This is a genomic window from Okeanomitos corallinicola TIOX110 (assembly GCF_038050375.1).
In the GTDB taxonomy this organism is placed as follows: Bacteria; Cyanobacteriota; Cyanobacteriia; order Cyanobacteriales; family Nostocaceae; genus Okeanomitos; species Okeanomitos corallinicola.
On sequence record NZ_CP150886.1, the window covers coordinates 4,156,739 to 4,169,716 of the forward strand.

Genomic DNA, 12,978 nt, shown 5'->3' on the forward strand with positions numbered 1-12,978 from the left:
GAGCCTTTTTCACTGCCTAAAATAGGACTTGGTGAATAAATGTGAAAACATTACAGGGAAAGGATTTGAGCCGTCTTAAGGTAAAAAAAGTGCAAGCTTTTACGAGGTGGAAACTTAAAAACCTTGCATTTAATTCCTACTCCAAGGAAAAATCGTTCCCATCTAACTCTTGAAACTGTCACCTGTCACCTTCCCTAAATATGAAATTTATTTTGCACGACTACTTATTAATTACAGTAAATTTGGAGCTAACCAAACTGCATAACCAATCATACCAAATAATATAGTAATCAAGACTGTCAGTACATAGCAGATACACATTAACAGCCCATCAGATTCAATACTAGCAACAGCAAAAAGTAAAATACCTACTGTGGGGATAGGGTTAGTAAAAGGAACAGGTGAAATAAGTAATATAGTCAACCAAGAGATACATAGCCCATTAAATCGCCAAGCAAGACCATTAGAAGCTATCTTAGTCAAACGGGGACGAGCAATTTTTTCCAATAACTTAGTGACTCGACGGAGATTTTTGAGGATAATTTCAGCAAAACTACGTGGAAATTTATAGGTAGCAATTTTTCTAGGTAGCCAAGGCGATCGCCTACCTAAAAGCATTTGTAAAGATAGCAACAAACAAGCAAAACCAAAAGGTCCAGTTAAACCTGGTGGCATGGGAAACAAAAACGGTAAAACTAATAATGCAATTACCAAGCTAAAACCCCGTTCTGAAGTTTCCGCCAAAATATCACCCAAAGTCAGTGGTTTCTCGGTTAAACGTTGCAGTAAAGATTTGATATCTTGGGAAAATCTCAAGTGCATTGTTTTAGGAGTTATGGGACTTAGCATCTTGCATACTGATTACAGTAGTGGCACAAAAACACCTATACCCTTGGGCATGAGACTAAATACAGCCGGAGTGTAAGTTGTAATTTCTCCATCTGTATTAATAGGATAAGGTTTACGAGTATAAATCTGGATTTCCCTTCCTTGAATAGCCCGTACACCACGCCAGTGTATATGTTTACCTTGGCGTATAGCTGGCAGCAAAGGAATCATTTGCCACCAATGGTGAACTTCTAAACTATAAAGATCCAGCCTTTGATCATCTATTCTAGCATCATGGAAAACAGCCATACCACCACCATAATACCGGCCATTACCCACAGCGATTTGCACGGTTTTGACATGAAATGATTGCCCAGGTGTACGAATTTCTGCTTGAAAAGGGCGAGATTTCCAAATTACTTGAAATGCAGCAGCAGCATAGGCAAAGACTCCCCAACGGCGTTTTACTTCCTTGGTTAATTTTTGAGTAATATTTACACTTAATCCCAGACTAGCAACATTAAAAAAATACTTACCATTCACACAACCTAAATCAATCCGCCGTAACTGTCCAGCAGCGATAATTTGACAAGCTTCTGGTAAAGAATTAGGAATTCCCAAGGTTCTAGCTAAATCATTAGCAGTTCCCAAAGGCAAAATACCCAGAGGTAATTGAGTTTCAACAATAGCATCTACGGCAGCATTAAGAGTGCCATCACCACCACCGACAATTACTAAATCAATTTGCTGTTGATAGTGTCGGATGACATCTCCCAATTGTTGGGGATTTTCTGTAGATGCTTGAATTACATGAAATCCAAGTGTGTTTAGACAATCAACTGCTGTAGATAAAAATTTTTGTCCTTTACGAGCATGGGGATTGACTAACAACAGTGCTTTAGGACTTATGGGTAATATCCTTTCTAGCTTAGATAAATAATTTTTCACGTCATCTAACCTTGCGTGAATTTTACACTTAACGCTGTTGGAAAATATGTAACGACATTGATAAATGAATGGTCATCATTGAGTAAATCATATCTATGGTTACGATAACTTTTATTTATTGTTACTGTACCAACAAAATCAAGATTATTGATAGTATGAACTCCTACCCGTCACCTCCACTCACCCTGTACAGTAAAAGCAGCCCAAAAATCAGCTTTAGAAAACTTCTCATCTTGCCACATCTCAATCTGCGCTTCTCGCAACGCTGTAGCCGGTTTTAAGCCCCCTTTACGTCAACCAATATAAACGATTAAATAATGTTTAATTTTCAAAACTTAGCTTGTTTAAGTATATTTATTTTAACTATCTCTGGTTGTACAAATAATCCTGATAACTCTAATCCTTCAACAACGTTTTCACCAAGTCTATCTGCTACAGAAACTTCAGAAAAACAGAATCAAAACCAAACTGCTAAATCTAATCTTGCCTTATCTAACGATGGTATCATGACCGTGAATGCCCAGACTGGCTCAACTAGAAATTTTACATTTGATTCTGATTTGGCAATTACTAAAAATGTGGTGACAGCTATTTTAGGTCAACCCAAAGAAACCTCTGAAAATGCCGAATGTCCAGCAGGTAAATTAACTACCATCACCTGGCCTAATGGTTTTGCCATCAATGCTGCTGAAAATAAATTTGTAGGTTGGAGTGTTCGTCCTCAAACCGAAAGTGCCAAACTAACTACAATGAGTAATATTGGCATTGGTTCAACTGTCAAAGATTTACAGGCAGCTTACAACATTAAAGTCTTTGATAGCTCTTTAGGAGTAGAGTTTAATGTCGGACAGATGTCTGGACTTCTCTCTAAAAATGCACCTGATGGTGTGATTACTGAACTGTGGGGGGGAACTAATTGTATTTTTCGATAATTGAAACATAAAAATTCCCCGACTTTTTAAAATGGACTTTTTTAAAATGCCGAGGAAACTTTTATTTATAGGACTTACGCAAAAAATTTCTCAAACTCTTATTTCTCTGTGTCCTCTGCGTCCTCTGCGGTTTATTCTTCAGTGACTTGTGCGTAAGTCCTAATTTATCTGAAATTACTAAACAGTTGCACTTATATCTTGAGGAAAATTATTAACTATTTGTACTGCTTGCTCAAGAGCTTCCTTCCGGTCTACCATTAAATGATGAGGAGGTAACAAACTCAAAACACCCAGATTTTCTAACCGTTTTTTAATCTTACCAGTTGCACCCACAATGATCACTTGACGACCTACTTCACAAGCTTCTCTAATTGCACTCTCAATAGTTAAGGAAGCTGTCACACCCATCATTGGTACATCACTCAAATCAAGAACGACGACATCACAATCTTTAATGGCGTTATGTTCACGAGAAATCGCCTTAGATACACCAAATATCATTGCACCACTCAAGTAAAATAGTAATATCCGGCCATTACCTTCATCCAATAAACTCTTTTCCGCTGGAGTTAAATCAATGTCATCATCTGCATCACTAATAGCTTTAACTGTCTGAGACTGCATATTAGAAAGACGTTCAATTGTCAGGATGTTAGCAATAAATACACCCACACCTACAGCCACAATTAAGTCAACAAACACAGTCAAGAGCAAAACACCATACATGATGAGTGAACCCTTGAGAGATACTTTATGAGAGCGCTTTAAGAAACTCCAGTCCAGAATATCAATACCTACTTTCAGGGCAATACCAGCTAATACAGCCATGGGAATGCTTTCAGTTACACCAGCAGCACCCAAAACTAGAACCAATAAAATCAACGCACGGGTAAGACCAGATACCGCAGTCCGCGCCCCAGTTTGGATATTAACCACAGTTCCCATTGTTGCCCCAGCACCAGGCAAACCACCACACAAACCAGATACGATGTTAGCAATACCTTGACCAATTAATTCTTTATCAGATTTATGTTCAGTGCGGGTTAAACTATCAGCAACTACCGCAGTTAATAGGGTATCAATACATCCCAACATTGCCAACATCACCGCATCAACTAACATCAGAGTCATGTCTGATAATGAGAAAGTTGGCAGTTGAATTTTGGGTAAACCAGTTTTAATCTCACCAATACGTTGGATATCAGCATCACCGAAAAATATGACAGAAACTATAGTCACTCCTACTAATGCAATTAATTGAGGAGGAACAAAACGCTTAATCTGTGATGGCGTTAAATAAATAATTGCCACCGTCATTACACCCAAAATTAAAGCATTCGGGTTGATATTTTCTAATAAGTTAGGCAGGTTTTTTACTACTCCCAATACCCCACCTTTAGGGCTAGACTGTCCCAAGAAAGGCGCAATTTGCAGGAATATTAAAATCACCCCAATTCCTGACATAAAGCCAGAAATTACACTATAGGGCATGAGGGTAATATATTTACCAAGCTTAAAGACACCAAAGATTATCTGAAATACCCCTGCTAACATGACTACAGTAAAAGCCATAGCCATACCGGTTTCTGGGTGACTTACATTCAGGGAAGCAATAATACCAGTAATGACCACTGTCATCGGACCAGTAGGTTCAGAAATTAGGGTTGGTGTACCACCAAATAAAGCAGCAAAAAAGCCGACGCAGACAGCACCATACAGACCAGCAACAGGCCCAGCACCGGAAGCAACACCGAAAGCTAAAGCCAGTGGTAAAGAAATAATGGCAGCGGTAACACCACCGAAGATGTCACCGCGTAAATTGCGGAAATGAATAGTATTAGTTATTTGCATTAGTGGATGCTCAATGACAACAAAATTGTACGGTTTAGACAAGTTTTTTCTGTCTAATTAAATTCACAATTTTAGCCATAGAAAAACATCTACACTCATCTAGTAGAAACTCAAATAGTGAGGAAAAATGTAATTATGTTATATTTTATTTACAGTGATAATTTTTGGGTGGCTTTTATAATTCCCATTTTCTGAAATATGGGGAATTTCTAAGCTACCTTTTCACTCACCTTAAAGAACTGAGTTCTATCTGAATTGATAGTGTGTATGTTTGCTAAAATTGGCATAAAACTTGCAACTGACTAGATATATTTTAGATATCTATGAGATTTAGCAAAATGATTTTTTAAAGAAATTTGATTTTATCATTTTTGGGCATTTGCATTTTGGTCAGTTGAATATTAAGTGTTATGTCGGGTGAAACTAGGTAAAAATATTCTTGGGTTACGGAGAAACCCTGTTACTTGGTTGTGCTTAAATTGTGTGTATTTATGTAAGTTAACGACAACAAAGGCAACAGAGTATATCCTAGTAACAAAAGACCAGAACTTACTCTAGAAGGAATTTCAATAAAAATAGCATACAGCCTTTAGCACTCAAAATACTAATTTCTGAATGTAATATTTAAATACTACTACTATACCAGTATCTGCTTTACCACTCTTCGTGTATTGCCGGATATTTTAAAACTTGTTGAGCCTTCTAGTCTCATTGTCAAGACTGATAATACTAAATACCTAAGCAAAATTAATTTAACATTTTCAAACCAAACAAGAACCTATATAGTTCTTATCTGTACGCTGTTCCCTATCCTAACTATAAAATTTATTTTGTATGACTACTTATGAAAAAGGCAACCTATCAAAGATAGTTATGCTTTAGATGCGGTTGCCTGGATCGAGACAAGCTTAGTTGTCAGTAAGTGACGTGGGCAAATAGGTGTTGAGATTATCTTGAATCATCATCAGTTTCTCCCCTTGGACATCATCTAAATCAACTAACGTTTTGAGTAACGACTACCAAAAAGCGGGGGTCATGCCCCGGATTTTTAGGTCTGCGTCGTTTCGATTCAACAGCCGTCTGGACCGCAGAAAGTGTGCGCGTACAGTACCTCCGCATCACAGATATAAGCAATGCCCGCATAATCGTTGAAAAAGTTCACTGCGATCTTATCCGCAATATTCTGGGCCATATCCCGATTTTCGGTGATCACCTCGAACTTTATATTTGCCTGGGTGTCGGAAACGTTAGGTTGTCCCGAAGAGCGCACGTTGCGACTGCCTTTACCGCCAGTTTCCACCACCGTATAACCAGTCGCTCCGCATTCAGCGATGATATTGGCGATCTTTTTTAGCAGAATCTTTTCCGTGACGATGACGAGCTTTTTGGCTTGCTTGGCCATGTTGGTTACCTCCTTCCCTAGATAGATTGATATTATATATTGAGTTGCTTGGTCTGCCGGGTCAAGGGAACGCTGACAGACTGCGACCAGTCTCGTATCAGCCGCCCATCAGCGCCTGGGCAAGCCCGATGTAGAGAGGTATTCCCAAGGCGATCGCAACTGGCGTACCGACTGCTGTGGACGCTCCGATGTACGCAGAGGGATTAGCCGATGGGATACCAGCGCGTAAAGTAGGCGGGCCTGAGATGTCTGAACTGGAGGCAGCAATGATGGCTAGGAGCGCGACACCGCCAGCACTAAAATTAGTAACGTAGTGGGCAATCATGCCGAGACCGAAGGCTATAAACCCATGCAGCAGCGGTGCAAAAAAGGCATATATAGCGTACCACTGGCCTACCTTGCGTAGCTCGCCAATCCTTGACCATGCCTCCATACCCATTACCAGCATCAGTATTGAAAGCAGTCCGCGGAAGAGGGGTTCGTAAAAGCTTTCAAATACACTTTCCGGACGAGTTAGTATGCCTAGAGCGAGGCCGAGCAGCAATGCTGATAGGGCAGATCCCTGGAGGCTTTCCTGCACGATAGGCCATATCTCTACCTTATTTGCGGTACCGCGTTGCTGGCTGAGATACTCCTGTCTGGTGGTGGGATACTCCTGCCCGCTGGGATACTCCCCTGCGGCAACAGGCTGCTTGCTGAGATACTCCTCCTCGCTGAAATACTTGTCGCGTTTTTTGCTGGTATGAATGCTGGCCACGACAATCGCCGTCACGAGTGCTGGGATGTCCATGAAGGGATAGAGTGCGCCAGCCCAGGCTTCGTATTCGATACCTTGCGCTTCCAATACCGTTATGCCAGCTGCGAGGGTAGAGCCACTCACGGCACCGAATAAGCCCGCAGTCGCAATGGCATCCACGGTTTTGACGTTCGGCATTTTAGCCAACGTGTAGCGCCCGATAAACACAATCAGAATCCCCATTACCACGGCAAATAGTGCGGGCAACAGCATCTCTGTCAGATTGGAATTGCGGATTGCAATACCGCCGCTCAGACCAACTTTGATGAGCAGCATGAAGACGATAAACTTATAGATCGCATCTGGAATTTGCAGTTGGCTACCGAAGGCGGCAATGACTATACCACCAATCAGAAAGCCGAGCGTCGGGGACTGCAACTGCGCCCCGAATTTCGTGAAGAAATCAGACAAAAAATCCATAAATACCTCCTTCAACTTCCTCTAACGAGGAATGATTACTGTAATAAATGAGCGTTAAATGAGCATTGAAAAGTTGACGAAAGTAAGGTTCAGCATTTGACCCTGACAACATATTGAAGGTAATGAAGTAATAACTTCATAGATGCTTTAAGCATTTATTCGCACTTAGAGTAACCTTCAGATCATCCCGCAGAGATGCAACACCAATAATTTTGGTCTGCTAAATAAAACACAATTTTTCAGCTAAACTGCCAACTTTTCTTCAACTTTCAACAACGTAGATTTTAAGGATTTAATCATGTTTTTTTAGCAAGAAAAGGCTACGGTAGAAACCGATAATTGCTCTACCTAACTATTAGTTGGAAGTATGAATGTTGGCTAATTACTGCTGATACCAGTCATTTTTTTCATCAGCATTGAGGCTGGAAAAGTGAAAACAAGTTTTTATTAACAGCCTTGATGTTCTTTATGTGACATATATTGTGGTTTTAAATGGGTACTATCAACATCTTTGTTTTACCTATAAAGTAGTGCTTAACTCTGTGTTTAGCTTCAGCCAAATTGGCCGAATAATAATATGTTCTTGGTGCTATCATTAAAATGAATTAATTATGTGAAGTGTAAATTTAAGCTATGCTCAAATTTATGCTATGACCTTTAGGGATCACGCTCATCATCACCGTATGCAATTCAAATCAAAAACCAAAACTTTTTTCAACCGTTTCGTTAAAGATATCATACAGCCTTTTTTCTCAAAAAAGGTCACTCTGAACCAGAAATGTTAAATAAATATTATATACCTCATATAAGCTACAGCTTATGTATCAAGGGAAAATAAGCTTTATTTGTAAATGTATAATTTTACTCTATGACAACTATTATTTAACTATTAGGTAAACAAAGAAAATAAATACTTGACCACTTACGCCTAAATACTAGACACAGTGATATGTCTGCCAGAGTATAGGCGTGTTGCGTGTCAATAATATTGCATCCATCATTTCAAATATTGCGTTTTTTGCCAGACATAAACATTGGTATGCAGCTTGGCGGAACTCCTTTAGTTGTGTAAAAAAAAATCTATACCGATTATATGAGAATTGGTTGTGCTTTTTTATCTTCCTCTATGGGTGTGTCTGTTCTTACAGACATATCTTCATTTTGTTACTATAGTTGTTTAACTTAAGAATGAGACAAAAAGTGATAATTTCTGTAGATAATGATTGTAGGATAACCAAGGCGGTACAAATGTTTAGAAGATTAAATTTCCGTGGTTGTTGTTTAGCTTGATGTCTCAATTTAAAGTTAAATGACTATAGTAGTTTAATTGAAATTAATGTTTATATTTTTACTGTTAAAATTACGTATTTATATTTAACCATGTCTGCTGCTTATGATACTTAGTTTTTACTACATTTTGAAGTACGGAATGTGGGATAAAATATAAGAAGCTCATGATAGCCTATAGTTTGCTGGTCATGAGCTAAAAAATTTATTTATTTAAGAATTGCAAAAGCAAAAACTTTTTCCACATTTGCTAATATCTAAAATTCAGATAGACAAAAATTTTTTACTCCTCTTCTTCTTCCTCCTCTTCTTCTAATTCTTCGAAAACTTCGTCTATCAGTTCTTCTGCACGTTCATCGGAAATTTTTAATGCTTCTTGAAGCTCAAACAAATATTCTTCTTCTGATTCTGGTATGTCTTCATCCATGCCTAATATCAAAATAGCAGAAATGATGTAAGCTGATTCCCGATCTTGCTTTTTAGTTAAGGAGGCGATGGCACTAGGTATTAAAGTCTCTACTTCATTTTCATCTCTGATCGTGTTAACTTTGGTTGTCAATGCGTTAAAGTCCTCCTCTGAGTCTTCCTCAAACGGACTTATACCTTCTAACATTTCTATTAAGGGAAATTCTTCAGTAGGAATAATCCCTTCAGCCTCAGTAGAGGCAGAAAACAACCCCAGGATAGCGATCGCCTCTTTTGGTGTTAGCTTAACTGGAGTTTTGATTTTGCTTTTAACCAACTCGCTTTTAGACATGATCATCCTTTTGATTTAGCTAATTTCTTAGATTTCTAAATCATTGCAGAAAATTACAGAGACGGTTAAATTTTTTCATACATTTTACAAAAAGTGGTATTTTAAATAACTCAGTAAATTAGGTTAACAGAGGAAAATGAACTGGGGTGGAGTACAAGCTCGTCTGGTATCTTTCCCCCTGCTCCCTGCTCCCTTGCCTCTTTTAACCCAACCGACACAAGTTTCTACCTACAACTTATTCCCACACTCAGCACAGAAATTATGGTTAGGTGGGTTTTTTGTGCCACAATGGTTGCAGTAAACTGGCTCGACTGCGGTTGTAGGAACTGGTTTGGGTAAACCAAACATCTGTGCATTACTCTTACCAGGGGCTACCATTGGATAGCAGTTTTCGTTTCTGGTAACGCGGACATCTACAATTACAGGGCCATTATGTGCCAGCATTTCGGCAATTTTATCAGCCAATTCATCCCGGCTGTTAATTATCATGCCTTTAATTCCGTAAGCCTGTGCCAAGAGTTCAATATCTGGCATTCCTACTTCCATGTTAGAGCAGGAATAACGCTCACCATAAAAAGCTTCTTGCCATTGGCGTACCATTCCCTGCCAACCGTTATTTAAAATTACAGTCTTGACATTAATACCATACTGTGATAATGTCCCTAACTCCTGCAAGCACATTTGAAAACTAGCGTCACCGCTAATACAAATTACCTCTTCATCAGGGAAAGCAACTTTTGCACCCATAGCCGCAGGTACACCAAAACCCATTGTGCCTAAACCTGCACTGGAGATCCAGCGTCTGGGGCCATTCTTCAGAAACTGAGCCGCCCACATTTGATGTTGACCAACATCAGTGGTATAAAATGCGTTAGGGGCTTGGTTGCCAACTTCGACTATTACCTCTTGGGGAGAAATGCTGTCAGCGTAATGAGGTACAACTAAAGGATAATCTTGTTTCCAACGGTTAATTAGATTTAACCATTCTTGATTGCGGTTGGGTATAGTGTTACCGTTTGTCTGTTGACATCGCCGTAATAAGTCTTTCAAAACGGTTTTAACATCACCAACAATTGGCACTTCAGGAACTCGGTTTTTACCTACTTCTGCTGGATCAATATCAATGTGAATGACTTTAGCGTGGGAGGCAAATTCATCTAATTTACCTGTTACTCGGTCATCAAATCTCGCACCGACGCAAATTAGTAAATCACAATCTGTGACTGCAAAGTTAGCGTAAGCAGTACCGTGCATTCCCAACATTCCCACAGATAGGGGGTGATGTTCATCAAATGCACCGATCCCCATTAAAGTCGTAGTGACGGGAATATTAAATAATTCTGCCAGTTGTTGAACTTCTACATGGGCATTGGCAGCGATCGCACCCCCACCCACATACAATAAGGGACGGCGACTTTCACGCATTAACTGTATAGCTGCGTTAATTTGTCTGGGGTTGCCCTTTACGGTGGGACGATATCCAGGTAACTTAACTGAACCTGGTTCTACAGGTACATAGTTAAATTCTTCTAAGGCGACATCTTTAGGCACATCTATCAAAACAGGGCCTGGTCTACCTGTACTGGCAATGTGGAATGCCTCGGCCACAATTCGCGCCATATCTTTAGGGTCACGAACTACGTAAGAATGCTTAACAATAGGTAGAGTAATTCCGTAGATATCAGTTTCTTGAAAAGCATCTGTACCAATAGCTGGACGTGGTACTTGTCCTGTGACAACAATCATGGGAATTGAATCCATGTAAGCTGTCGCAATACCTGTAACTAGATTAGTTGCCCCTGGACCGGAAGTACCAAAACAGATACCTACTTTGCCAGTTGCACGGGCATAACCATCCGCAGCATGGGAAGCACCCTGTTCATGTCTAACAAGAATGTGTTCAATAGGTCTTGTTGCTTTTACTTTATATAGATCATCGTATATGGGTAGAATTGCCCCGCCGGGATAGCCGAAAATATACTCGACACCATGACGCAGTAAACTATCCATCAAAGCAAAACCGCCAGAAGCCCGTTTGGGAGTGACATCTGACGCGGTTGAAATAGCAGCAGATTTTTGATTTTCCGATTGTGGGGGACTGATTTGAGAAGGGGAGCGCACGGTTAACCTCAAAATATAACTAAACTTAACCCTTAGATTCTGTATTTCTGTATTTAGAACTTCAGTCTAACATTTTTACCAGCATGGGAAACAGCAACTTGACACCCTTGACCAAAAGAATGGGATACAAGCCCCGTCCTTCTAGGACGGCTTTATGGTAAAATTTAGGTATAGTCGCCATAGGGCATTGGGAGACTCTAAACGGACATGGAGGGACGGTAAGACCACTTGTGGCGCATCCCAGCGAAGTGTCAAGGAATCCTCGCTCCTTTAGGACGAGGAGGTATGTCAATGCTACCCTCATCCTGACCAGCACCGCTGGTAAACCTGATAATTTTTGAGAATCTATTCATGTACCCAGTTCCTTGAGTATTGGTGTTGACCTGTTCTTTTTTAACTCAACATTTTATAATATCTTAAGTTGCTGTTTGGGTCATAATGGGACGGGAAAAACCCGCCCATACATTTAAAAATCTACTCCCCGCTTTAATTCTACTCCTTGATTTGCGTAGTGTTTATGACAGTAAACCTCAGAATGGATACTGGCTAAATCAAAGTATGCAGGTTGATTTTGACAGCGCCCAGTAATAATTACTTCTGTATCTCTAGGTTTACGCAATAAAGCCTGTACAATCGGATCAACGGGTAACAATTCTAAGTCAACGGTGGGGTTAAGTTCATCGAGAATGATGGTTTTATATACACCTGATGCGATGGCAGTTTTGGCAATTTCCCAACCTCTTTCTGCTTCTATATAGTCTAATTCTTGACGAGAATTACGCCAAACAATGGCATCTCTACCACAACGTAAATGATCCACTACTTCAGGATAAGACTGTTGCAAAGCGGCGATCGCTGCATCCTCCGTATATCCACTACCACCCTTTAACCACTGCATAATTAATACACGGGTAGAACCAGGATGATTAATCCCCCTACCTATTGCCTGTAAAGCCTTACCCAAGGCACTGGTAGATTTACCTTTGCCCGCACCAGTATAAATTTCTATACCTTCAATTAACAATTCTGCGGCTGTGGGGTGGTGTTGGGGTTTCATCTCTGAATGTAAATCCGCAATATCTAGTAACTGTTGTGGTGCAGCGCGTCCAGTCGTAATAATTTCCAATTCCTGGGGTTTAGATTTTAAAGTATTGACCACCTCATCCACAGGTAACAAACCCAAATCTAACACCGGGTTAATTTCATCTAAAACCACTACAGAATATAACCCAGAAGCGATCGCCCCCTTAGCCACATCCCAACCCCGTGCAGCTTCCGTTTTGTCAAAGGAAATAATTTCATCAGGGCCAAAAAATTCGGCCCTCCCCGTACGCACCTGATCAATTAAATGGGGAAAACCACGCTGTAAAGCCATAATTGCCCCATCTTCATCATAATCCCGTTCTGGCCCCTTCAAAAACCGCAAAAGTAACACCCGATGATAATTTTCACCAGCGTTAATACCTAGACCAATAGAACGCAAAACCACCCCTAAAGCTGCTTGGGACTTACCTTTCCCAAGACCATCATAGACGTGAATTTGACCAGTCAGCCGTTCTGAACGCACCTGTGCTGTGCGGATACCGATCCCATTTCTTGTCATCTTTGGCAAAGCCGTAACGTCGCAGTTTCTTAT

General features: G+C 40.2%; 10 protein-coding genes. 1 reads left to right on the plus strand and 9 read right to left on the minus strand.

The features are described 5' to 3' along the window. Nucleotides 1-231: 231 nt before the first annotated feature. The 3 genes from WJM97_RS18160 to WJM97_RS18170 all read right to left on the minus strand — a co-directional run bounded on the left by WJM97_RS18160 (nt 232) and on the right by WJM97_RS18170 (nt 2,018). Nucleotides 232-822 (minus strand): exopolysaccharide biosynthesis protein, encoded by a 591-nt coding sequence (locus WJM97_RS18160; protein WP_353933205.1) that lies wholly within the window; start codon nt 820-822, stop codon nt 232-234. Nucleotides 823-861: 39 nt separating this feature from the next. Further along, a complete protein-coding gene (locus WJM97_RS18165) occupies nt 862-1,737 on the minus strand; it encodes a lipid kinase (RefSeq protein ID WP_353933206.1) in 876 nt (291 codons plus the stop codon). A 209-nt stretch (nt 1,738-1,946) separates the two neighbouring features. Next, a complete protein-coding gene (locus tag WJM97_RS18170) occupies nt 1,947-2,018 on the minus strand; it encodes a hypothetical protein (RefSeq protein WP_353933207.1) in 72 nt (23 codons plus the stop codon). A 75-nt stretch (nt 2,019-2,093) separates the two neighbouring features. On the opposite strand from WJM97_RS18170, the gene WJM97_RS18175 reads away from it, so the two are divergent. Then, nucleotides 2,094-2,708: a hypothetical protein gene (locus WJM97_RS18175; RefSeq protein WP_353930185.1), complete on the plus strand. Its 615-nt coding sequence runs from the start codon at nt 2,094-2,096 to the stop codon at nt 2,706-2,708. A gap of 177 nt (nt 2,709-2,885) precedes the next feature. On the opposite strand, the gene WJM97_RS18180 is transcribed toward WJM97_RS18175, so the two are convergent. The 6 genes from WJM97_RS18180 to WJM97_RS18205 form a co-directional block, all read right to left on the minus strand. Next, nucleotides 2,886-4,559, minus strand: a complete 1,674-nt coding sequence (locus WJM97_RS18180) for a SulP family inorganic anion transporter (protein ID WP_353930186.1) — start codon at nt 4,557-4,559, stop codon at nt 2,886-2,888. Between the two features lie 1,069 nt (nt 4,560-5,628). Further along, nucleotides 5,629-5,961: a hypothetical protein gene (locus tag WJM97_RS18185; RefSeq protein WP_353930187.1), complete on the minus strand. Its 333-nt coding sequence runs from the start codon at nt 5,959-5,961 to the stop codon at nt 5,629-5,631. A 97-nt stretch (nt 5,962-6,058) separates the two neighbouring features. Beyond that, nucleotides 6,059-7,177, minus strand: a complete 1,119-nt coding sequence (locus WJM97_RS18190; protein ID WP_353930188.1) for a sodium-dependent bicarbonate transport family permease — start codon at nt 7,175-7,177, stop codon at nt 6,059-6,061. Nucleotides 7,178-8,747: 1,570 nt separating this feature from the next. After that, nucleotides 8,748-9,221, minus strand: coding sequence for a hypothetical protein (locus tag WJM97_RS18195; protein WP_353930189.1), 474 nt, complete (start codon nt 9,219-9,221; stop codon nt 8,748-8,750). 228 nt (nt 9,222-9,449) lie between these two features. Continuing rightward, nucleotides 9,450-11,342, minus strand: a complete 1,893-nt coding sequence (ilvB, locus tag WJM97_RS18200) for a biosynthetic-type acetolactate synthase large subunit (protein ID WP_353930190.1) — start codon at nt 11,340-11,342, stop codon at nt 9,450-9,452. Between the two features lie 466 nt (nt 11,343-11,808). Beyond that, nucleotides 11,809-12,945 carry a cob(I)yrinic acid a,c-diamide adenosyltransferase gene (locus WJM97_RS18205; RefSeq protein WP_353930191.1) on the minus strand — a complete coding sequence of 379 codons (1,137 nt, stop codon included), beginning with the start codon at nt 12,943-12,945 and terminating at the stop codon, nt 11,809-11,811. Nucleotides 12,946-12,978: the final 33 nt, after the last annotated feature.

Coding starts and splice junctions, on each gene's coding strand:
- WJM97_RS18160 (WP_353933205.1), bottom strand. CDS start 822: ATGCACTTGAGATTTTCCCAAGATATCAAATCTTTACTGCAACGTTTA.
- WJM97_RS18175 (WP_353930185.1), top strand. CDS start 2,094: ATGTTTAATTTTCAAAACTTAGCTTGTTTAAGTATATTTATTTTAACT.
- WJM97_RS18180 (WP_353930186.1), bottom strand. CDS start 4,559: ATGCAAATAACTAATACTATTCATTTCCGCAATTTACGCGGTGACATC.
- WJM97_RS18185 (WP_353930187.1), bottom strand. CDS start 5,961: ATGGCCAAGCAAGCCAAAAAGCTCGTCATCGTCACGGAAAAGATTCTG.
- WJM97_RS18190 (WP_353930188.1), bottom strand. CDS start 7,177: ATGGATTTTTTGTCTGATTTCTTCACGAAATTCGGGGCGCAGTTGCAG.
- WJM97_RS18195 (WP_353930189.1), bottom strand. CDS start 9,221: ATGTCTAAAAGCGAGTTGGTTAAAAGCAAAATCAAAACTCCAGTTAAG.
- WJM97_RS18205 (WP_353930191.1), bottom strand. CDS start 12,945: ATGACAAGAAATGGGATCGGTATCCGCACAGCACAGGTGCGTTCAGAA.